Consider the following 22386-nt stretch of genomic DNA (forward strand, 5'->3'; position numbering starts at 1 on the left):
ACAGTTCACAAAGCAATCGGTAGTTATTTCATGAAAGATAAGACATTGGGCTAGTCTCCTTGCTAGTTAGAAAAGGAGAAAAAAATACAATAGCAACTTTTAGGAAGAAGATTTAAGGAGGTAGAATAGAACTCTATTGTATTATTGTGCTATAAAATTTTAGAAAATAATAGACTTGTTTTTTCATCATTTTTAAGGTATATTCTACTTGAAGATGATAAAAAGATGCTTTTAGTGTTTAGATACAAAGTAGGTTTACTATGAAAAAATGCTGATTGCTTTTAGTTTATTTTTATTTACTTTAATTAGCTACTCTACTGTTATTCAAGCAAATGAACTAGATTCCGAACTACCTGTCGAGTTTCAGGAGATTTTCTTAGAATTAGATAGAGTTACTGAATATGACGAAGGAGGTAATGTCTATATAAATTTGAAAGAGGCACATAACCAAGGATTAAGTCAGGAAACCCTAGTTGTTGGTGATGCGATTACTGACTTGAGTATGACTGTTAAGACAGAGGGAACAGGAGTAGCGTTTAGACGAGTATTCTTCGGTTTTTATGGAAATTATTGTGGAAAAGGTAATAAAGGATGGAATATCCCTCCGAAGGATGATTTAGATTATGCTTGTATGCGGCATGATATGTGTTTTACTGGTTCTTTTAGTAAAAATGATTCTTGTAACAGGGAGTTCCTGAAACGTCTTCTTCCTATTATTCAAACCACCCCTGCTTTAAGTAGTAAAGGTGCCGTTGCGATTGCAGCTTATAGATTGTTTTCATTATGATAAAAATAAAAGTAGTTTCTCTTATCCTTTTTATTATCCTATTCTGTACTCTTTTAGGATTACTTTTTAACTGGAAATCACTGAAAATACATTTTGTATGGAAGTTACTTTTATTTGTTGGATTTCTAGGTGTACTGTGGTTTCTTTTTATCATTATAATATTAGGTTATAACTCTTAAAAAATTAAAATACCAAGAAAAAAACGACTAAATTGCAAAAGGAGAGTGGGACAAAAATCGGTCATTCGTAAGAATTCGATTTCCCTCACCCGTCAAATGTCTAGGGTTCGAGCTGTCCAGTCTCCCAGACTGTTTTCGACACTTGCTTCGCAAGCTTTATTTCCTGATTAATAAGGTCTCCCAGAGCTTTTTAACTCACCACAGCATAACTCAAACAGTCAGGGAAGTGACTGTTTGAGGTTGGAAATGAAGGAAACATGTTCCCCGCATTCGGTAGGGCTGTATAAGCTGATGAAATCGGCATATTCGAGCGCACTCAACAGTGGGGCTCATTGGTGCTAAAGCACCTAATAATCTGTGCAGGGGTAACACTTAAACGGGCAAAGCCAATATTGTCCCTTTTCAATTTCTAGGAGACAAGCTCCTAACCACTGTGTCTAGCTTGATAAATCAACAACAAATTGAGAGGCAAGGACTTTAGTCCCAGCCTCTTTTAGTCTCTGAAAAAAATACAAAAATGTGGTACAATAAAACGATGATGATAAAAAGAGGGAAATATGGCTACGAAAAGAAAAAAAGGAAAGTCAACGCGGCGTCCAACGAAGGCCGAATTGGCTCAACGTCAGAAGATCCAATCGGTTATTGTTAAACTTCTTTTGCTGTTGGTGCTTGTTTTTGCATCAGCACGAATGGGTGTGTTGGGGGTTACAGGCTATAATGTATTGCGCCTGATTGCTGGAAGTGCAGCCTATTTGCTGATTGTTGGCTTGGCCGTTGCGATTTTATTTTGGAAATGGTTAACGCAGCATGAAGGAATGATTTCAGGCTATCTCTTGTTCTTCTCGGGGATGCTATTGGAATTTCAGGCTTATCTAGACGTATCGTATAAAGGAAATCAATTGTTTCAGCATACCTTGAATCTCCTGTTGCGCGATTTGAAAGGAATGCAAGTCAAGGAATTTGTGGGAGGTGGTCTCCTCGGGGGCGCTTTCTATCAGCCTGTCGTCTTTTTGTTTTCTACGATTGGTGTTTTTTTCATCGGGGCTTTATTGATTGCCTTTGGTCTCTTTTTTATGAGTCCATGGACAGTTTATGACTTAGCAGATGGTTTTTCTTATTTACGTGAAAAACATCAAGAAAAACAAGCCTTACGAGCTGAAAAACGAGCTATCAAGGAGGCCGAAAAAGCTGCTCAGCAAGCTATAGAAGCAGAGCGTTTGGCTCAGGAGGCAGCTGCTCAAACCCTGTTAGCAGATGAAGCAATTCGGGATATTCCTGTGGCGGAACAACCTTTTCTAGTAGATATGGAAACAGGAGAAATGTTGGACAGAGAGCCGCTTGTCGACCAGATTCCTGTCAGCATGGAAACTGATCAACCAGATGAAGAAGATGAGTTTCCCATTCTTTTGGCGGAAGAAGAAGTACAATCGCAAGAAGAGGTGGCAGATGAAGAGGTTGAGATTGATTTCAAACCAAAACATCGTCTCGCTTATCAGTTACCGACCGTTCAGCTACTGACACCAATTCAAACCAAGAGTCAGGCCAATGAAAAGAAAATTGTTCGTCAAAATATTAAGGTCTTGGAAGATACCTTTGCTAGTTTTGGGATAAAAGTTAGCGTCGAGAGGGCAGAGATTGGACCATCAGTTACCAAATACGAGGTAAAACCAGCTGTCGGAGTACGGGTTAATCGTATTTCTAATCTAGCAGATGATTTGGCATTAGCTTTGGCCGCTAGAGATGTCCGTATTGAGGCCCCTATTCCAGGTAAATCCTTGGTGGGTATTGAAGTACCAAACTCTGAAGTAGCAACCGTTCCATTTCGTGAACTATGGGAGCAATCCAGAACCAATCCTAACAATTTGCTAGATATCCCGCTTGGTAAAGCTGTCAATGGATCTGTTCGTTCCTTTGATTTGACGAAAATGCCTCATTTGCTGGTAGCAGGTTCGACTGGTTCGGGGAAATCCGTTGCAGTCAATGGCATCATCGCTTCTATCTTGATGAAGGCAGGACCTGATCAAGTCAAGTTCATGATGATTGACCCGAAAATGGTGGAGCTCTCTGTTTACAATGATATTCCACATCTTCTCATTCCTGTCGTGACGAATCCGCGTAAGGCTGCAAGAGCTCTGCAAAAGGTTGTAGATGAGATGGAAAAACGCTACGAGCTCTTCAGCCATGTCGGCGTTCGGAATTTGGAAGGCTACAATACCAAAGTAGAAGAATTTAATAAGCAATCTACTGAAAAACAAGTTCCACTGCCATTGATTGTGGTGATAGTGGACGAGTTGGCTGACTTGATGATGGTAGCCAGCAAGGAAGTAGAAGATGCGATTATTCGTCTGGGACAAAAGGCACGTGCAGCTGGAATTCACATGATCTTGGCAACGCAGCGTCCGTCTGTCGATGTTATTTCTGGTTTGATCAAGGCCAATGTACCATCACGGATTGCCTTTGCTGTTTCATCAGGAACAGATAGTCGTACGATTTTAGATGTCAATGGCGCAGAAAAGCTTCTCGGAAGAGGAGATATGCTCTTTAGTCCGATTGGGGAAAGTCATCCTGTCCGCTTACAAGGCTCCTTTATCTCAGATAGCGATGTCGAAGCTATTGTGACCTTTATCAAGAATCAGGCAGATGCTGAGTACGATGAGAGTTTTGATCCTGGAGAGGTCTCTGAAAATGATTTTGAGACAGGTTCCACAAGCGTTGAGGAAGGCGATCCTCTATTTGCAGAAGCTCGTGCCCTTGTCGTAGAGACACAAAAAGCTAGTGCGTCTATGATTCAACGTCGCTTGTCAGTTGGCTTTAATCGCGCTACTCGACTGATGGAAGAATTAGAAGAAGCAGGAGTGATTGGCCCTGCAGAAGGCACTAAGCCACGAAAAGTATTGGAGACGCAATAGAATGACATTCGATATCCTTCATCATGTAGCTATTATTGGTCGTGAATATGAAAAAACGCGGACATTTTATGTGGATAAGCTTGGCTTTGAACAGGTGGATGAGCATATTCGCCCCGAAAAAGAAGATATTTTATTTAATGTCAAGAAAGGGGAGTTGGTATTGGAAATCTTTATCAAACCAGATGCGCCCCCTCGACCTACTATTCCAAATCCTGAACATACAGGCTTGCGGCATCTAGCTTTTCGAGTAAAGGATGTCGAAGACTGTTTAGCCTACTTTGATAGTGTGGGCATTCCACATCAAGGTCTTAGGACAGATGATTTTGATGGTAAGAAGATGGCCTTCTTCTTTGATCCAGATGGGCTTCCCCTAGAAATTCATGAATAAGAAAAACCTCCTCAGTTATAACTGAGGAGGTTCATGTTTTAAACGAAGAAAATAGCGATCACCAAAGTGAGGTAGAGAAAGAAGGTCAACAAAAAGCCAGCTCGCCAAAAGAATTTGAAAAATCGGGTATAAGAAAAATCACGCTTTTTTACTAAAAAATACGTCGCAATCGCAATAGCGAGCAAAGATAAAGCTAAGACAAGATGGGGGAGTAAGCTGTGATAGTAAACCTTGTCTGAAATTAGGTAAAACTCTGCTACAAACATCGGAAAGGCGATATCTGCAAAATTCCATCCTTTTTTTTGCAACCCTAGCAGTTTGACCAGAATGATAGCAATCGTCAAGGTTAGTACGATAAACAAAATTGAAGCAACTCTTAAGAATAACATATCCTTATTCTATAAAAATTGTAGAAAAAAGTAAACTTATATCTTGCTTTTTCTGTAAATTCCTGTATAATAAAAAGGTATGTGTATTTCACATACTTGTGGGAGGTAAAAATCTTTAATTACCGCCAAAACCACAATAGGAGGATTTTATATCATGGCGAAAAAAGTCGAAAAACTCGTAAAACTTCAAATTCCTGCAGGTAAAGCTACTCCAGCTCCACCAGTCGGACCAGCACTTGGTCAAGCAGGTATCAATATCATGGGATTCACAAAAGAGTTTAACGCTCGTACAGCTGATCAAGCTGGTATGATTATCCCAGTCGTTATCTCTGTGTATGAAGATAAATCATTTGATTTCATCACAAAAACTCCACCAGCTGCAGTTCTTTTGAAAAAAGCTGCTAAAGTGGAAAAAGGATCAGGCGAACCTAACAAGAAAAAAGTTGCAACAGTGACTCGTGCGCAAGTACAAGAAATTGCTGAAACAAAAATGCCTGACTTGAACGCTGCAAATCTTGAAGCTGCAATGCGCATGATTGAAGGTACTGCTCGTTCTATGGGATTCACTGTTACTGACTAATCAGCAAGGATTCCGAAAAACCGCAGCCTTCATCAATTTTGGATGACGAATGTGGGAGATGATTTCGATTTAACATTACAAGGAGAATAATATAATGGCTAAAAAAGGCAAACAATTGCGTGCTGCACTTGAGAAAATCGACAGCACAAAAGCGTACAGCGTAGAAGAAGCTGTAGCACTTGCAAAAGAAACTAACTTTGCAAAATTTGATGCAACTGTAGAAGTTGCTTACAACTTGAACATCGACGTTCGTAAAGCAGATCAACAAATCCGTGGTGCAATGGTATTGCCAAACGGAACTGGTAAAACACAACGCGTTTTGGTTTTTGCACGTGGTGCAAAAGCTGAAGAAGCAAAAGCTGCTGGTGCAGACTTTGTTGGTGAAGATGACTTGGTTCAAAAAATCCAAGGTGGTTGGTTAGACTTTGACGTGGTGATTGCAACACCTGACATGATGGCACTTGTAGGTCGTCTTGGTCGTGTGCTTGGTCCACGTAACCTCATGCCAAACCCTAAAACTGGTACAGTAACTATGGATGTTGCAAAAGCAGTTGAAGAGTCTAAAGGTGGTAAAATCACTTACCGTGCTGACAAAGCAGGTATCGTACAAGCTATCATCGGTAAAGTATCATTTGAAGAAAATAAATTGGTTGAAAACTTCAAAGCTTTCCATGATGTAATGGCAAAAGCTAAACCAGCTACTGCAAAAGGAACTTACATGACTTCTGTAACCATCACTACAACACAAGGTGTTGGTATCAAAGTTGATCCTAACTCACTTTAATCAGTCTTTAAAAAGAGCGTGATGAAAATCATGTTCTTTTTTGTTTTAGATAGATGCGCTGTAGCCTCAATTCTTGGATAGAAGGTTAGAACTTTTGAGGTGAAACGAACAGTTAAAATGACCGCTTGGTGGATTTTCCCTTTTTAATGGAAATAATACTATATAAAAATGATTTTTTATGATAAAATAGATAAGATAAAAAAGAGGAGTAAGACAATTAGCATGAAACCCAAATATGAACGTATTCTCATTAAATTATCTGGTGAAGCTTTAGCCGGGGAACGTGGTATCGGAATTGATTTACCGACTGTTCAGGCAATGGCAAAGGAAATTGCAGAAGTTCATGATTCTGGCATTCAGATTGCTCTTGTAATCGGTGGCGGAAATCTATGGCGTGGGGAACCTGCGGCAGAAGCAGGGATGGATCGAGTACAGGCCGATTATACAGGGATGCTCGGTACAGTTATGAACGCTTTGGTAATGGCAGATAGCTTACAACAATATGGTGTGGATACACGAGTACAGACTGCTATTCCAATGCAAAATGTGGCTGAGCCGTACATTCGTGGACGTGCCCTTCGTCATTTGGAGAAAAATCGGATTGTCATCTTTGGAGCAGGGATTGGTTCTCCTTATTTCTCAACAGATACAACAGCTGCTCTTCGGGCTGCTGAAATCGAAGCTGATGCCATTTTGATGGCGAAAAATGGTGTAGATGGTGTCTATAATGCGGATCCGAAAAAGGATGCTAATGCAGTAAAATTCGATGAATTGACTCACCGTGAAGTTATCAATCGTGGGTTGAAGATCATGGATGCAACAGCCTCTACTCTTTCAATGGACAATGACATTGACTTAGTTGTCTTTAATATGAATGAGCCAGGTAATATTCGTCGTGTTGTCTTTGGTGAAGCCATCGGAACAACTGTTTCAAATAAAGAAGATAAATAAAGGAGGACATATGTCAAAAGAAATCGTAACAAAAGCAAAGGAACGGATGGCGCATTCTCATCAAAGTTTGGCGCGTGAATTTGCTTCTATTCGTGCAGGTCGAGCGAATGCTAGCCTATTGGACCGTATTCAAGTGGAGTACTACGGTGTACCAACTCCTCTTAATCAGCTTGCTGGGATTACAGTGCCTGAAGCACGTGTACTTCTCATCACTCCATTTGATAAATCTATTTTAAAAGATATTGAGCGTGCCTTGAATGCTTCTGACCTTGGTTTGACGCCACAGTCTGATGGTACAGTGATTCGCTTGGTGATTCCAGCCTTGACGGAGGAAACTCGTAAAAGTTTGGCAAAAGATGTGAAAAAAGTGGGCGAAAACTCAAAAGTTGCCATCCGTAATATCCGTCGTGATGCTATGGACGAAGCAAAAAAAGCTGAAAAAGCCAAAGAAATCACAGAGGATGAATTGAAGACTCTTGAAAAAGATATTCAAAAAGTAACAGACGATGCCATCAAAACGATTGATAGCATGACAGCTGACAAAGAAAAAGAATTGTTGGAAGTGTAATCTTCTCATATAACAGGTGGTTAGAAAAGTCCTAGCCCATTATCACAAACAAATAGCAGGGTCAGTGACGTATTCACTGGCTCTGTTTTAGAAAGAAATTATGAATACAGTATTAGCAACTTTTGTCACTGGTTTGGTGACAGATGAAAATAAGGATTTTTATTTTGTCCAGAAAGATGGCTTAACCTTTGCGTTGGCAAAAGAGGAAGGAGAACGCCGTCTGGGAGAAGCTGTCAAGGGCTTTGTTTATACGGATATGAAACAACGTCTCCGTTTGACAACGAAAGAAGTAACAGCTACTCGCACAACATTTGGCTGGGGAACAGTGACAGAAGTCCGTAAGGACCTGGGTGTCTTTTTGGATACAGGTTTACCGGATAAAGAAGTGGTTGTTTCACTGGATATATTGCCAGAAATCAAGGAACTTTGGCCTAAAAAGGGAGACCAGCTCTATGTAAAATACTATGTGGATAAAAAAGACCGTATTTGGGGGCTTCTTGCCTTTTCAGAGGATTTCCAGCGCTTGGCAGGTCCTGCCTATGACAATATGCAAAATCAAGAATTGCGTGCCATTGTCTATCGCTTAAAATTGAACGGAACGCATGTTTATTTGCCAGATAACAATATGCTAGGCTTTATCCATCCAAGTGAGCGGTACACAGAACCGCGTTTGGGGCAAGAGCTAAAAGCGCGGGTCATTGGTTTCCGTCAAGTAGATCGGACTTTAAATCTTTCTTTGAAACCTCGTTCCTTTGAGATGTTGGAAAATGATGCGCAAATGATTTTAACTTATTTGGAAAGTAACGGAGGCTTCATGACCTTGAATGACAAGTCTTCACCTGAAGATATCAAGGCGACCTTCGGGATTTCCAAAGGACAATTCAAAAAAGCCCTTGGTGGGCTGATGAAGGCTGGTAAAATCAAACAAGATAGTTTTGGGACGGAATTGCTATAAGAAAAAAAGAGATTGGAATTCAATCTCTTTTATTTTGGCACGATTGTGGTAATCGCCTGGGGATGGATAGTAATGGTGGCGGGAAGGCGTGAGCCTGTATCTCCATCAATGCGGACAACAGGATTCTTAGCGCGTGATTTGCGACGATTGATGATACGTAATTCTCCTGTCCGGAAGTGTTCCCAGTGTCGGTATTGGTTAAAGTGTCCTTTGCGGATGAAGAAGAACCACAGGAAGCGAAGGAAATGGAGTTTTTTCAGAGAATACACGCTGAAGAGGCCATCATCTGTGTCTTCATGAGGGGTAAATCCTTGCTGGCCTGCGATGGTATTGCTCATGGTGATTAGAAGAAGTTTGGTCTTGATTTTCCGTCGTTGGCCGTTGTATTGCAAGATGAGTTTGTAGCTACGTTGGCGGATCCAGATTTTCCAACCGGCCTTGATAAAGGATAATGGACCTAACTTTCGCTTGTCCTCTGGTGTAACGCCTAAGGCCATATCCGCCATCAGACCCAATGTCAAGCTGGATACCATGTAATCATCATTGACTTGAGCGATATCAAAGGCTTTTTCTTGCCCCTGAAGGAGATTGTTGAGAGCAGAAGAGAGGTCTAGGGGGATGTTGAGGGATTTGGCTAGATTATTGACAGTACCAGAAGGAATAATGCCAAGTCGTGAGTGACCGCCCCCTTCAAAGATGCCAGCACAGACTAAATTGATGGTCCCATCTCCTCCTAAAGGGATAATGAGATCCACCTTATTTTCACAGGCTTCTTTGGCAAATTGTCGGGCCTCATCTGGACTTTCAGGAGAAAGAATGGTGATGGAGTCAGTACCAGCTTTCTTTTCAAAAAATGTTTGTATCTCGTGGATAAGGCTGTTTTTGCTCTCTTTTCCAGATTGTTGATTGACAATGATGACAATATCTTTCATAGAACCTCCTTCCTAATTAGTGTTATTATAACATAGTTTCTATAGCTTTTGACATAGCATTCGATATGGATGGTCTAGGTCAGACATTTTTTCTATTTTCTGCTACAATAGGACAATAATAAAGTGAAAATGAGGTCGGAGAGAATGAGAAAATCCTTTTATACTTGGCTGATGACCCAGCGTAATCCCAAATCAAATGAGCCAGTCGCAATTCTAGCGGATTTAGCCTTTGAAGACACAACATTTCCCAAGCACACAGGTGAGTTTGAAACGGTTAGCCGTTACTTAGAAGACGAAGCCAGCTTTTCCTTTAATTTGGGCCAATTTGACCAAATTTGGGAAGACTATCTGGGACATTGAAAAGCGAAGGAGTTAGTAGTTAAAATTTTTCCGTATTGAAAGAAATTTATTTCTGTTTTTATAAAAACTTGTCACGCCTTGGCGTGATTTTTTAGGATAAATAGATTATAATGAAACTAGAAAAAGGAAAGAAAGAGGAATTCTGTTTGCAAGAGTATTCTGTTGAAATTACATTACAACATCCTGATGATGTGCTGGCGCTCTTTGGAAGCAACGAACGCCATTTGCGCCTGATGGAAGAAAATCTGGGAGTCGTCATTCATGCGCGGACAGAGCGAGTACAGATTTTGGGAGATGAAGAAGAGGCAGTTGAGGTGGCTCGTCTGACCATTCAAGCTCTCTTAGTGCTTGTCGGTAGAGGCATGATGGTCAATACCTCTGATGTCGTGACAGCTTTATCCATGGCGCAAAATGGCACTATTGACAAGTTTGTGGCTCTTTATGAAGAGGAGATTATCAAGGACAATGCTGGGAAACCCATTCGGATTAAAACTTTGGGGCAAAAGGTCTATGTTGATAGTGTCAAAAATCATGATGTGGTGTTTGGGATTGGTCCAGCAGGAACTGGGAAAACTTTTCTGGCAGTTACGCTAGCTGTTACGGCTCTGAAACGTGGTCAGGTCAAACGGATTATTCTCACTCGTCCTGCGGTGGAAGCAGGAGAAAGTCTCGGGTTCTTGCCGGGTGATTTGAAAGAAAAGGTTGATCCTTACTTGCGTCCGGTTTACGATGCCCTTTATCAGATTTTAGGCAAGGAACAGACGACGCGTCTCATGGAGCGCGAAATCATTGAGATAGCTCCCTTAGCCTATATGCGTGGTCGAACCTTAGATGATGCCTTTGTCATCTTGGATGAGGCGCAAAACACGACCATTATGCAGATGAAGATGTTCTTGACCCGTCTTGGTTTTAACTCCAAGATGATTGTCAACGGGGATATTAGTCAGATTGACTTGCCTCGTCAGGTCAAGTCTGGCTTGATTGATGCGACACAGAAATTGCAACATATTTCGCAGATAGATTTCGTATATTTATCTGCAAAAGACGTGGTCCGTCATCCTGTTGTTGCAGAAATTATCAATGCCTATGAAGGTGCGGTAGAAACCGAGCAGGGTTCTATTCGTGGAAAGCATAGAGAATTAGCCAGCGATGAAAGAACCGAAGAGTCTGCTGAGAGTAAAAAGTAGAGCGGGGAGAAGATAGTGAAAACATTGTCATCACGTTTTAGGGTAACTTCTATTAAAGAGGATACCTTGCAGCAAGTGTTAGATTTGTATGAGAGCAATCCGCTGTTTTTCAAATATTGCCCACCCAGACCAACTTTGGAGACAGTCAAGGAAGATCTGTCTCGTTTACCAGATGGGAAATCTCTTCAAGATAAGTTTTATGTTGGTTTTTGGGATGAAAATCATTTAGTTGCGGTGATGGATTTTGTGCGTGCTTATCCTGATGATGAAACGGTGTTCATTGGATTTTTTATGCTCCATAAAATGTATCAAGGAAAAGGATTGGGAAGTTCCCTATTTCAAGAAGCCTCTGCTTATTTTGCGAAGGATTTCAAGAAAATCGGTCTAGCCTATGTAAAAGGCAATCCCCAAGCGCAGCATTTTTGGGAAAAGCAAGGCTTTTTGCCAACTGGTAGAGAAGTAGAACAAGAACTCTATACAGTGGTAATCATGGAAAAGGTATTGTGAGATGGAGTGATTGGCTTCGTTAGTAAATTAGTATTGATATTAAGCCCTCTGGGCTTTTTTTGTTGATGTAAGCAGAAGAAATTTTTTAAAATTTAGGGTGAGTTTTCCAATAAAAGGCGAGATATGGTAAAATGATGGTATTGAAAACGTCATCATTTTAAGGAGGATGGTCTATGTCAGATTTGACAAAATTGCAAAATGGTTCAGATATTCGTGGTATCGCGATTGCGACAGAAGAATGGTCTGTCAATTTAACAACTGAAGCAGTCAAACAGATTGCAGCAGGCTTGATTCGTTGGTTGCGCGAATCTAATGAGGCAGCCTATCAAGCAGGTAGGTTGCGGATTGGTGTAGGGCGAGATAGCCGCTTGAGTGGCCCTGCTCTAGCCCAAACCTTGATAGAAGAGTTGGTGGCACAAGGAGTAGAAGTGATTGACTTTGGTCTAGCGACGACACCCGCTATGTTCATGGCGACCCAGTACGAGCAGTTTGCTTGTGATGCTGGCGTTATGATTACGGCTAGTCACTTACCATACTATTTCAATGGGATTAAGATTTTCAGCAAAAATGGCGGAGCGGAACACGAGGATATTGACTTTATTTTGGAACATACAGAGCCAAATGACAATGGTCAGACAGGTAGTCAGACAAGTGCTGATTTGCTGACACCTTATGCTGCGGATTTGGTAGAGAAAATCCGCAAGGGTAGCAAGACAGAATCAGATCAACCTCTTAAAGGTATGAACATCATCGTAGATGCGGGAAATGGTGCTGGTGGGTTCTTTGCGGAGAAGGTTTTGGCTACTCTCGGAGCTGACACGACGGGCTCCCAATTCTTAGAACCAGATGGCACCTTCCCAAACCATATTCCAAATCCTGACAATAAGGAAGCCATGGCAAGTATCAAGTCAGCAGTCTTAGCAACAAAGGCGGATTTGGGAATTATCTTTGATACCGATGTGGACCGTGCAGCGGTTGTGACTAGCAAGGGCGAAATTCTCAATCGGAACAATCTCATTGCCATCCTTAGTCAGATTGCCCTATCAGAACATCCTGGAACCAGCATTGTCACTAATTCACCAACGTCAGACCATCTGAAAGACTTTATCGAAAAATTAGGTGGCAAGCAGATTCGCTATATTTCTGGCTACCGCAATGTCATTAATCGCGCGATTGAGGCCAATGAAGCAGGTGTAGATTGTCAACTAGCTATTGAAACGAGTGGACACGCTGCTTTCAAGGAAAATTATTTCCTTGACGATGGTACTTACGCAGCTGCAAAAATCCTCATGCTCCTACCACAGCTTGCAGAAAAAGGCCAATCTGTAGATGACTTGATTGCGGATTTGAAGCAACCTGTTGAAACACAAGAAGTCCGCTTCAAATTGGAAACTGAGGAGTTCAAAGCACTTGGAAAACAAGTGATTGCGGATTTTGCACATGTCGATGTGGCAGGCTGGGCAGTTAATCCTGAAAATGAAGAGGGCATCCGTTTCACCCTGTCAGAACCATTTGGCCAAGGCTGGTTCTTGCTTCGTCTTAGTCTGCATGAGCCACTCCTTGTTTTGCAAGTAGAAAATGATGAGGCAGGTCATATCCCCTCTGTCCTCAAAGAAATTAGTAGTTTATTGGATGTTTACCCGGCAGTTAATCAAAGCAAATTACTAGAATTAGTGTAACTTAAAAAGGTTTGAGAATTCCTCAAACCTTTTCTAGTAGATTAGATCAAATCTGCAATGGCTGTATAGTCATAGCCAAGTCCTTCAGCAACAGGAAGGCTAGTGATGTTTCCTTGGTAGGTTGTTACACCTTCTAAGAGGCCTTTGTCAGCCTTAATAGCTTCTTTGAAGCCTTTATTTGCCAATTCCAGTACGTAAGGAAGGGTGACATTGGTCAAGGCTAGAGTTGAAGTCCGAGCGACAGCACCTGGGATGTTGGCAACCGCGTAATGGAGGACACCGTGTTTTTCATAAACAGGCTCATCATGTGTCGTGACCTTATCAGCAGTCGCGATAACCCCACCTTGGTCTACAGCAACGTCTACGATAACAGAACCTGGACGCATTTGTTTAACCATTTCTTCTGTAACCAATTTAGGCGCTTTAGCACCTGGGATAAGGACTGCACCAATGACCAAATCGGCATCCTGTACAGCTGTTGCAATGTTAAATGGATTGGACATGAGGGTTTGGATTTGATTTCCAAAGATATTTTCTAGCTCTGCCAGACGTTGTGTTGAAATGTCAAGAATGGTCACTTTTGCTCCGAAGCCAAGGGCTACACGCGCAGCCTGTGTTCCTACAACACCACCACCGATGATCGTAATATTTCCTTTAGGAACACCAGGTACCCCACCGAGGAGAACACCAGAACCGCCCTCTTGCTTTGTCAAGAAATGAGCACCAATTTGAACCGCCATACGGCCAGCAACTTCGCTCATCGGAATGAGCAGGGGCAGTTGACCATTGTTATTACGCACAGTTTCATAAGCAATCCCTGTTGTTTTAGCAGCTAACATGGCATCCGCTAATGCTGGAGCAGGTGCCATATGAAGGTAAGTGAAGAGGGTCAAATCTTCACGTAAAAAACCATATTCTTCTTTGAGGGGTTCTTTCACCTTTAAAACCATTTCTGCAGCCCATGCCTCAGCTGGACCAGAGACGATTTGAGCCCCTTGTTTTACATAGTCGGCATCTGTAAAACCAGAACCGAGCCCGGCATTTGTTTCAACAAGGACAGTGTGTCCGTCTTGGACAAGAGTGTAAACGCCAGCTGGTGTCAGAGCTACACGATTTTCATGATTTTTAATTTCTTTTGGTACACCAATAATCATATCTTTACCTCGCATGTTTTTTTGTTTTATTCTATGAAAAAATACTTTAAAAATCAAGTGAAAACAGTGTAGAAAAAATGATTGACAAACCGGTAGTTTATGATACAATAAGATAGTATTGCTGGTTTAGCTCAGTAGGCAGAGCGCATCCATGGTAAGGATGAGGTCGCCGGTTCGATCCCGGCAACTAGCATGAAAATACAAAGAAAACCCTTGTAAATCAAGGGTTTTTATTTTGGATTATTTATTGCGAAAGGCAAAGTAACCAACTGTCCAAAAGACGATGCCAAAGCCAACAAAGGAAGCAAATCCAATGAGGACATCCCCAATTCCTCTGATGGGAAACCATCCGCTGACAAAGATAGTAGGTAGTACTACAATCCCCATAATAATGGTATGGAGAAAGGAGCGTTTCCAAAGTGGCCAAGAATTAATGTCATAAATATTCCATGTTGCTGCAACGGTAGCAGAGATTATGCCAGCACAGAATACCTGCCAAGCTAAGCTAGGATTATCTTGTCCCTTCCAGATAGAGAAAGAAATAGCCCCAAATATCATTAAAACAACCACTGTACGAAGAATACTAGGTTTGATATAGGGTTGAAATTCCTTATTCATCAGATTGCCTCCTTTGTTTTTCCTTCTTCTTTACAGATAGTATAACAGGATTTTTAGGGGAATAATAGTAACAAATGTCATATCAGGAAGAGGATTTTGTCAGAAAAGGCCTTGACATCATGCTGATTTGTGTTAGAATGAAAACAATACAACAGAAAGGAGCACAATAAAATGAACAACAAAGAATTTTCAACTGTTTCATTTTTATATATTCTCCTTTCTGACCGAGATAGTTAGTTCTTTTTAGGACGACTAAAAAAGAAGCCCGCGGTAGGAAGGTGTATCTTGCTGCGGGCTTTTTGCGTGCCTTTGATATTATTTCGTATCTGGGCAAGATGATGAGGAGAGAAAAAGAAGGAGATTATTGTGTTACGACTCGTATTAGATTATGTCAAAAAGAACAAATGGGTTTACCTAATTATCACACTGAATCTAATCATCTATGATGCGACCTTGGTCATTCCAACACAGGTCGTTCAACGTTTGGTAGATGCTATTAGTGCACAGGTTTTGACACAGGAGAAACTGGTATCCACTGTTGCCTTTTTAGTATTGGCAACTTTGGTAAATTATGGGACAGCCTTTATATGGCACTTGAAATTATTTCAGCAGTCCATTCATTTTAAGTTTGATATGCAACAGCGAGCCTTTCATAAGTTAGTGGCTATGCGGACCCCTTTCTATGAAAAATTTCGGTCTGGAGATATGATGACTCGTTTTTCAACAGACGTGGAAGGTCTGATGGAGATGGTCGGTTATGGCTTGATGATTGTGCTCTATGCTGGTGGGATGGTGGCCTTTATCATTCCGGTCATGTTTTTGATTTCTTGGCAAATGGCTCTTTTGGGAATAATACCGATTCTGATGATGACTTATGGGACGTACAAGATTTCACAGCCATTAGAAGATAAAGTGGAAATGGCGCGTGATGCCATTGCTGATTTGAGCAACGAAGTACTAGAAACGGTAGAGGGCATACGCGTCATACGAGCTTATAGCAAGAAAACCAACCAAAGCAACCGCTTTGCTCAGCGGACAAGAGAACTTGCTCGTCAATGGAACGATGTGGCTCGCTATCGAGCGCTTTATATGCCTCAATACAGCATCCTTTTGGGATTGAGTACGATTCTTATTTTAGGATCTGGTGTCTATTTTATGCGGCAGGGGCAGGTGAGTTTGGGGCAAGTTGTGGCCTTGCAACTGTATGTGGTGTCTCTGGTTGAACCTTTTGCTATGTTGTCAGACTTCATCTTGGTCTACCAAACAGGGAAAAATTCCTTTGGAAAACTCAATGAACTAATTGAGACAGGTGATGATATGGAAGAAGATGGCACCAAAGTGTTGGGTGATATAGAGGAATTTGAATTAAAAGATTATGATTTTGCTTACCCTCAGGCCAGCCAGAATAGTCTGACAGGAATTAATCTCCACTTGCAGTCAGGGCAGACTCTGGGAATTGTTGGCAAAACAGGATCTGGGAAAACGACTTTGGTCCGTCAATTTTTACGCCAATACCCTCTGGGGTCCGGAAAATTCTTGGTGAATGGACAGCCGATAGCTGATTTTTCACGAAAATCAGTGGAAAGTAGGATTGGCTATGTGCCACAGGAGCATATTTTATTCTCACGGACAGTGGGAGCCAATATTGCTATGGGCAAGGTCAATGCGGACGAAACTGACATTCTTGCTGCGATTGAAACAGCAGCTTTTACAGATGATTTGAGTCGAATGGCAAAGGGAATGGATACGACGATAGGTGAACGTGGAGTATCTATTTCTGGTGGGCAGAAGCAACGGATTTCAATTGCGCGTGCCTTTATTAGAAAACCAGAATTACTCATTCTTGATGATTCCTTGTCAGCTGTGGACGCTCGAACAGAGCAGCAAATTATCCAAAATATCCAGAAGGAGCGGGCAGGGAAAACCAATATCATTGTGAGTCATCGCCTGTCTGCGGTTCACCATGCAGATTGGGTGATTGTCTTAGATGGAGGACGGATTGTCGAAGAGGGTAGGCCTGACGATTTGTTAGCTGCTCAGGGGTGGTATTACGAGCAATACCAACGCCAACAAGCACAAGGAAAGGAGGGATAAGATGCAGGTGATTATCAAATTAGTTTCGGAGATCAAGCATGTATTTGGATTATTTGCAACAGGTCTTTTCTTACTTCTTTTAGCAACAGCTGGGGCTCAGTTGGCACCGCTCCTTTTGCAACATGTGATTGATACGGATTTGGCAGCTGTGTCACGTCATCAAGTGTTTCACCAAGATGAATTTGTCTTGAAATTAGCTATTTATATCGGGCTTCTAGTGATTGCAGGGATTTTTCGCTATGCTTCTTTCCGAATGTTGGTGGCCTGTGCCAATCAGATTGCGACCAATCTTCGAAATAGAGCCTATGATATTATGCAACGTCTACCCATTTCTTACTTTGATGATAAGCCAGCAGGAAAAATTGCCACACGGATTGTCAATGATACAGAAACTCTGCGCAATCAATTTTACAACACGCTATTGTCGCAAATGTTTATCACCTTGGTGCAAGTGGTCTTTATCTATATTGTCTTAATGGCAATGGATATAACAGTTGGTATCGCCTTGTTACTTCTGATGCCCGTCTTTTATGGTCTGCAAATTCTTTACAAAAAATTAACAGATCAGCCCATGAAAGATTTCTATGATGCCCGAAGTGAGCTTAACACCCAGGTCAATGAAACCATGAATGGGGCTAGTATCATTCAACTTTATCATCAGGAAGAGGCAGTGCTGGGACAATTTGACCAAATCGCTTCAAAAATGCGAGCGGCAGATAATCGAATTGTCTTGGTAGATTCAGCTGCTTCATGGACTTTGACAGAATTACTGAAATATACAGTTATCGCAGCCATTCTGACCGTTATTGGAATGCAGTTTTTAGGTGGAAATACAGGTGTTACAGCAGGTCGTCTTTTTCTCTATATGAATTACGTTACAACCCTTTTTGATTTGTTAGGAATGTTGGTACGTCAGCTACCAAATATCCAACGCTCCTTAGCAACAGGTAGTCGGGTCTTGGATTTGCTGGATGAAAGGGTAGAAGAAGACAGTGAAGCAGAGCTAGATGTTCATGAAGCCAATGTCATCTTTGACCATGTGGATTTTTCTTACGATGGCAAGCAACAGGTGTTGAAAGATATTTCCTTTCAAGTCAAAGAAGGGGAAACCTTGGCCTTGGTAGGACATACGGGCTCTGGCAAGTCTTCCATCATGAATTTGCTCTATCGTTTCTACGATCCGCAAAAAGGGAAAATTTGGATTGATGGGCAGGATATCCGAGAGTATTCGCGAGAAAGTGTTCGTAGCCAGATGGGAATTGTCTTGCAGGATCCTTATCTTTTTACAGGGACTATTGCCAGCAATATTACTATGGATAATGACCAATTTTCTGAAGCAGAAATTATTGCTGCCTTGAAAAAGGTGGGAGCAGGAGAGATGTTGAGACGCTTAGAAAAAGGGATTTACGAGCCGGTTGTTGAAAAAGGTTCTGCCTTCTCCAGTGGAGAGCGTCAACTGATTGCCTTTGCCAGAACTCTGATTGCCAATCCAAAGATTCTGATTTTGGATGAGGCGACATCACATATTGATACAGAGACAGAAGAAATGATTCAGAAAGCGATGGAGGTTGTCAAGGAAGGGCGGACCACCTTTATCATCGCCCACCGTCTTTCTACCATCCAAAATGCCAATCAAATTTTGGTCCTGGATGCTGGACAAATCATCGAACGTGGCAATCACGACGAACTGATGACGTTAGGTGGTCGCTATGCGGAGATGCAAAAAATACAACAGAAAGTGTAAATAAAAAAAGACAAGTCAGTTTAGCCTTCTTTAAGCTTTTCCTGTTATACTATCTTCATCCTAGCAATAGGGCAACAAATTTTCTTTTTCATATTATCTCCTAGGAAAGACGCCTTGCGGGGCGTTTTTCTGATGTTTTCATAGTTAAAACATGGTATAATAGATAGCATGAAAGCACTGATTTTTGATGTGGATGATACCTTGTATGATCAAGTCCAACCCTTTCAACGAGCCATTGCAAACTTTCTCCCCCTGAATGATGAAGAAGAAATAGTAGCCTTGTATAAAACCTTTCGCAAGCGAGCAGATGAGGTCTTTGTCGCCTCTGCAAGGGGAGAAATGTCTATGAAGGACATGCATATTTACCGAATGAAGAAAGCTTTAGAGGATAGAGGCTATTTTGTGACAGATCAAATGGCCTACGAGATTCAAGAAGCCTACCAAAAGGAGCAAGGACAGCTGGAGTTGATGGCAGGAGCTGAATCTCTATTCGCCTATTGTCAGAAGAACGGCATTCAACTGGGTTTGATTACCAATGGACCTCATCTTCACCAGTTACGAAAAATTCAGGCTTTGGACTTACATCAGTGGATTCCAGAAAATCGAACGATTATCTCTGGTCAGGTCGGTGTCATGAAACCTTCTACTGAAATTTTTAGAATGATGGAAACACAATTAGCCCTCCCTCCTGAGGAAATTTGCTACGTCGGTGATTCCTTTGAAAATGATATAGTTGGAGCAAAGGGTGCAGGGTGGAAAGCTATCTGGCTAAATCATCGAAAGCGGCAGTGCTCTGACTATTCAGTTACACCTGACGCTACAATCACCAAGCTGGAAGAAGTACAGGATTGGCTAAGGAAAACAAGAAAATGAAGAGATGAGCTAAGGAAACTTGGCTTTTTCTTTTGGGAAGTTAGGCTTTATGGTATAATGAAGTGATAAGATTAAAACGAAGGAAAGACAGAAAATGGCTATCTACGAAAGATAAGTACCTGTGTGTGGTCCATTTCCTGCTCAAAATGAAACCATATGTATGTAGAAATAATCGATGAGACTGGGCAAGTTTCTGAGGAAATCAAACGTCAGACACTAGACTTGCTTGAATTTACAGCTACAAAGCTGGGGAAGGAAAACAAGGAAATGGCTGTGACTTTTGTGACCAATGAGCGCAGTCATGAACTAAATTTGGAATACCGTGACACAGATCGTCCAACGGATGTCATTAGTCTGGAGTACAAGCCAGAAGTGCCGTTTTCATTCGATGAGGAAGATTTAGCTGACAATCCAGAATTGGCAGAAATGTTGGATGAATTTGATAGTTATATTGGTGAATTGTTCATTTCCATTGACAAAGCGCGAGAACAAGCAGATGATTATGGACATTCCTTTGAGCGGGAGATGGGCTTTTTAGCCGTACATGGTTTTTTGCACATCAACGGTTATGATCACTATACGCCTGAAGAAGAAAAGGAAATGTTCACCTTACAGGAAGAGATATTGACAGCCTATGGACTTACGAGACAATAACCCACAAAGAAAGTGGAAAAATAGGGATTTGGTAGCCAGTATGGAATTTGCTATCACTGGGATTATAACGGCCTTTAAGGAAGAACGCAATATGCGTAAGCACGCAGTTTCCGCCGTATTAGCATGTTTGGCTGGTCTGATTTTTCAGATTAACGCCATGGAGTGGCTCTTCCTTTTTTTGGCAATTTTTTTGGTGATTACCTTTGAAATCATCAATTCTGCCATTGAAAATGTGGTGGATTTGGCTAGCGATTACCATTTCTCCATGTTGGCTAAGAACGCCAAAGACATGGCGGCGGGTGCGGTGCTTGTTATTTCAGGTTATGCAGTCGTGACAGGTTTGATTATTTTCATTCCGAAGATTTGGTATTTGATTTTAGGGAAATAGCAGAGCGAAAAGACGAATTTGCTTGCTTAATTTTGCAGTATTTTAATATAAGAAAAGAGAAAAAAGATGACTTTTAAATCAGGTTTCGTAGCCATTCTAGGTCGTCCCAATGTTGGGAAATCGACCTTTTTAAATCAAGTGATGGGGCAAAAAATTGCCATCATGAGCGACAAGGCGCAGACGACCCGTAACAAGATTATGGGTATTTACACGACTGAGACGGAGCAAATTGTCTTTATCGACACACCAGGGATTCACAAGCCAAAGACGGCTCTGGGTGATTTTATGGTAGATGCGGCCTACTCGACTCTGCGCGAAGTGGAAACCGTGCTCTTTATGGTGCCTGCTGATGAGAAGCGGGGCAAGGGTGATGAGATGATTATGGAGCGCTTGAAGGCAGCGAAGATTCCTGTCATTTTGGTTATTAACAAGATTGATAAGGTTCACCCTGACCAATTATTAGAGCAGATTGATGATTTCCGCAGTCAGATGGACTTCAAGGAAATTGTACCGATTTCGGCCCTCCAAGGCAACAACGTGGATACCTTGATGAATATTCTTAAAGGGAATCTGGAAGAAGGTTTCCAATATTTCCCAGAAGATCAGATTACCGACCACCCAGAACGTTTCCTTGTATCTGAAATGATTCGCGAAAAAATCCTCAAATTGACCGAGCAAGAAGTGCCTCACTCTGTCGCTGTTGTGATTGAATCCATGAAGCGCGATGAGGAGACAGACAAGGTTCATATCCGTGCTACCATCATGGTGGAACGCGACAGCCAAAAAGGGATTATTATCGGCAAACAAGGTGCTATGCTCAAGAAGATTGGCAAAATGGCCCGTCGCGATATTGAACTCATGCTAGGCGACAAGGTCTTCCTAGAAACCTGGGTCAAAGTCAAGAAAAATTGGCGCGACAAAAAACTCGATCTCGCTGACTTTGGATATAATGAGAAAGAGTACTAAAGATTAACTCTATATCTTTATTTAGAAAGAGATGAATGATGGCAGTATCACTAGAAGCAGAGCAAGTTTTAAAAGATATCATTGATAATGAGGATACGGATAATTACTGGCGTAATCGATTTGAAAAGTTGAATAGAAAAGACGATACCATCCTTCGAGGATGTTTTAAAGAATTAAAAGAAGCTGGATTGATTTCAGTAACTTGGGCTGATAACATGCCTTATGATCTCCAAGTTTTAAAAGATGGTTACTCTTATGAGAGAACTAAAGAAATGAGAGAAGTAAATATGTCTTACAAAACTACCTCTACCTATGATGTTTTTTTATCACATGCAAACAAAGATAAATTAGATTTTGTTGATGAATTAAACCGTTCTTTGGAGAAGTTAGGTGTCAATATTTTTTATGATAAGAATTCTTTAGAGTGGGGAGATAATTGGAAGCAACGCATATTAGATGGTGTAAAGAAAGCAACTTTTGCAATTATTGTCATTTCTGAAAATTTTTTTGATAGAGAGTGGACTGAAAAGGAGTTAAATGAGTTTTTAACTAGACAAACTAGCGAGGGACAAAAATTAATTTTGCCTATAATTCATAATATTTCTCATGATGATTTACATGATAAATATCCCGAAGTTGGAGATATTCAAGTAATATCTTCTTACTCGTATAGTTCTGATGAAATTGCATTATTATTTGCTAAGCAACTAATTAAGAGACTAAAAGGGTGATGGCATTTA

The 22386-nt window shown here is 41.3% G+C and carries 23 protein-coding genes and 1 tRNA gene; 20 read left to right on the forward strand and 4 right to left on the reverse strand.

Going from position 1 to position 22386, the window contains the following annotated elements:
- The first annotated feature begins 268 nt into the window (after window positions 1–268).
- The 3 genes from A3I9_RS13665 (at window position 269) to gloA2 (ending at window position 4263) form a co-directional block, all read left to right on the forward strand.
- A complete protein-coding gene (locus A3I9_RS13665) occupies window positions 269–787 on the forward strand; it encodes a phospholipase A2 family protein (RefSeq protein ID WP_018377079.1) in 519 nt (172 codons plus the stop codon).
- A gap of 736 nt (window positions 788–1523) precedes the next feature.
- Entirely contained in the window at window positions 1524–3875 is a 2352-nt protein-coding gene (locus A3I9_RS0100290) for a DNA translocase FtsK (protein ID WP_018377080.1), read from the forward strand.
- 1 nt (window position 3876) lies between these two features.
- Window positions 3877–4263: an SMU1112c/YaeR family gloxylase I-like metalloprotein gene (gene gloA2 / locus A3I9_RS0100295; RefSeq protein ID WP_018377081.1), complete on the forward strand. Its 387-nt coding sequence runs from the start codon at window positions 3877–3879 to the stop codon at window positions 4261–4263.
- Window positions 4264–4301: 38 nt separating this feature from the next.
- Here gloA2 and A3I9_RS0100300 read toward each other — a convergent pair whose 3' ends face one another.
- Window positions 4302–4652, reverse strand: coding sequence for a DUF3397 domain-containing protein (locus A3I9_RS0100300; RefSeq protein WP_018377082.1), 351 nt, complete (start codon window positions 4650–4652; stop codon window positions 4302–4304).
- Between the two features lie 154 nt (window positions 4653–4806).
- On the opposite strand from A3I9_RS0100300, the gene rplK reads away from it, so the two are divergent.
- From rplK to cvfB, 5 genes are all read left to right on the forward strand, one after another.
- The gene (rplK, locus tag A3I9_RS0100305; RefSeq protein ID WP_018377083.1) at window positions 4807–5232 is read left to right on the forward strand and encodes a 50S ribosomal protein L11; all 426 of its coding nucleotides are present in this window, start codon (window positions 4807–4809) and stop codon (window positions 5230–5232) included.
- Window positions 5233–5326: 94 nt separating this feature from the next.
- On the forward strand, window positions 5327–6016 hold the full coding sequence (gene rplA, locus A3I9_RS0100310; protein WP_018377084.1) for a 50S ribosomal protein L1: 690 nt from the start codon (window positions 5327–5329) through the stop codon (window positions 6014–6016).
- A gap of 222 nt (window positions 6017–6238) precedes the next feature.
- Window positions 6239–6967, forward strand: coding sequence for a UMP kinase (pyrH, locus tag A3I9_RS0100315; RefSeq protein ID WP_018377085.1), 729 nt, complete (start codon window positions 6239–6241; stop codon window positions 6965–6967).
- A gap of 10 nt (window positions 6968–6977) precedes the next feature.
- Window positions 6978–7535 carry a ribosome recycling factor gene (gene frr / locus A3I9_RS0100320; protein WP_018377086.1) on the forward strand — a complete coding sequence of 186 codons (558 nt, stop codon included), beginning with the start codon at window positions 6978–6980 and terminating at the stop codon, window positions 7533–7535.
- 100 nt (window positions 7536–7635) lie between these two features.
- A complete protein-coding gene (gene cvfB / locus A3I9_RS0100325; protein WP_018377087.1) occupies window positions 7636–8490 on the forward strand; it encodes an RNA-binding virulence regulatory protein CvfB in 855 nt (284 codons plus the stop codon).
- Between the two features lie 29 nt (window positions 8491–8519).
- On the opposite strand, the gene A3I9_RS0100330 is transcribed toward cvfB, so the two are convergent.
- Window positions 8520–9422 carry a diacylglycerol/lipid kinase family protein gene (locus A3I9_RS0100330; protein WP_018377088.1) on the reverse strand — a complete coding sequence of 301 codons (903 nt, stop codon included), beginning with the start codon at window positions 9420–9422 and terminating at the stop codon, window positions 8520–8522.
- A gap of 144 nt (window positions 9423–9566) precedes the next feature.
- Between A3I9_RS0100330 and A3I9_RS0100335 the strand changes: the two genes are divergently transcribed.
- The 4 genes from A3I9_RS0100335 to A3I9_RS0100350 all read left to right on the forward strand — a co-directional run bounded on the left by A3I9_RS0100335 (window position 9567) and on the right by A3I9_RS0100350 (window position 13155).
- Complete coding sequence (locus A3I9_RS0100335) at window positions 9567–9782, forward strand: YozE family protein (RefSeq protein ID WP_018377089.1); 216 nt, start codon at window positions 9567–9569, stop codon at window positions 9780–9782.
- A 146-nt stretch (window positions 9783–9928) separates the two neighbouring features.
- Window positions 9929–10969 (forward strand): PhoH family protein, encoded by a 1041-nt coding sequence (locus A3I9_RS12305; RefSeq protein ID WP_083903901.1) that lies wholly within the window; start codon window positions 9929–9931, stop codon window positions 10967–10969.
- A 12-nt stretch (window positions 10970–10981) separates the two neighbouring features.
- Window positions 10982–11476, forward strand: a complete 495-nt coding sequence (locus tag A3I9_RS0100345; protein ID WP_026217264.1) for a GNAT family N-acetyltransferase — start codon at window positions 10982–10984, stop codon at window positions 11474–11476.
- A 173-nt stretch (window positions 11477–11649) separates the two neighbouring features.
- Window positions 11650–13155: a phosphohexomutase domain-containing protein gene (locus tag A3I9_RS0100350; RefSeq protein ID WP_018377092.1), complete on the forward strand. Its 1506-nt coding sequence runs from the start codon at window positions 11650–11652 to the stop codon at window positions 13153–13155.
- Between the two features lie 41 nt (window positions 13156–13196).
- Here the strand turns inward: A3I9_RS0100350 and ald are convergent, their stop codons facing one another.
- Complete coding sequence (gene ald, locus A3I9_RS0100355; protein ID WP_018377093.1) at window positions 13197–14309, reverse strand: alanine dehydrogenase; 1113 nt, start codon at window positions 14307–14309, stop codon at window positions 13197–13199.
- Window positions 14310–14429: 120 nt separating this feature from the next.
- Between ald and A3I9_RS0100360 the strand changes: the two genes are divergently transcribed.
- Window positions 14430–14502, forward strand: a tRNA-Thr gene (locus tag A3I9_RS0100360).
- Window positions 14503–14549: 47 nt separating this feature from the next.
- On the opposite strand, the gene A3I9_RS0100365 is transcribed toward A3I9_RS0100360, so the two are convergent.
- Window positions 14550–14927 carry a DUF3021 family protein gene (locus tag A3I9_RS0100365; protein ID WP_018377094.1) on the reverse strand — a complete coding sequence of 126 codons (378 nt, stop codon included), beginning with the start codon at window positions 14925–14927 and terminating at the stop codon, window positions 14550–14552.
- A gap of 366 nt (window positions 14928–15293) precedes the next feature.
- Here A3I9_RS0100365 and A3I9_RS0100370 point away from each other — a divergent pair, with 366 nt between their 5' ends.
- The 7 genes from A3I9_RS0100370 (at window position 15294) to A3I9_RS0100400 (ending at window position 22377) form a co-directional block, all read left to right on the forward strand.
- Window positions 15294–17021, forward strand: a complete 1728-nt coding sequence (locus tag A3I9_RS0100370) for an ABC transporter ATP-binding protein (protein ID WP_018377095.1) — start codon at window positions 15294–15296, stop codon at window positions 17019–17021.
- A 1-nt stretch (window position 17022) separates the two neighbouring features.
- Complete coding sequence (locus tag A3I9_RS0100375; RefSeq protein ID WP_018377096.1) at window positions 17023–18765, forward strand: ABC transporter ATP-binding protein; 1743 nt, start codon at window positions 17023–17025, stop codon at window positions 18763–18765.
- Between the two features lie 168 nt (window positions 18766–18933).
- Complete coding sequence (locus A3I9_RS0100380; protein WP_018377097.1) at window positions 18934–19638, forward strand: HAD family hydrolase; 705 nt, start codon at window positions 18934–18936, stop codon at window positions 19636–19638.
- 156 nt (window positions 19639–19794) lie between these two features.
- Window positions 19795–20292: an rRNA maturation RNase YbeY gene (gene ybeY / locus A3I9_RS0100385; protein WP_018377098.1), complete on the forward strand. Its 498-nt coding sequence runs from the start codon at window positions 19795–19797 to the stop codon at window positions 20290–20292.
- Window positions 20273–20680 (forward strand): diacylglycerol kinase family protein, encoded by a 408-nt coding sequence (locus A3I9_RS0100390; RefSeq protein WP_018377099.1) that lies wholly within the window; start codon window positions 20273–20275, stop codon window positions 20678–20680. The genes ybeY and A3I9_RS0100390 overlap by 20 nt, the downstream gene beginning before the upstream one ends.
- Window positions 20681–20746: 66 nt before the next feature.
- Entirely contained in the window at window positions 20747–21646 is a 900-nt protein-coding gene (era, locus tag A3I9_RS0100395; RefSeq protein WP_018377100.1) for a GTPase Era, read from the forward strand.
- 35 nt (window positions 21647–21681) lie between these two features.
- Window positions 21682–22377 (forward strand): toll/interleukin-1 receptor domain-containing protein, encoded by a 696-nt coding sequence (locus tag A3I9_RS0100400; protein ID WP_026217266.1) that lies wholly within the window; start codon window positions 21682–21684, stop codon window positions 22375–22377.
- The last annotated feature ends 9 nt before the right edge of the window (window positions 22378–22386 follow it).

The organism is Streptococcus ovis DSM 16829, assembly GCF_000380125.1.
GTDB classification, from domain to species: Bacteria; Bacillota; Bacilli; order Lactobacillales; family Streptococcaceae; genus Streptococcus; species Streptococcus ovis.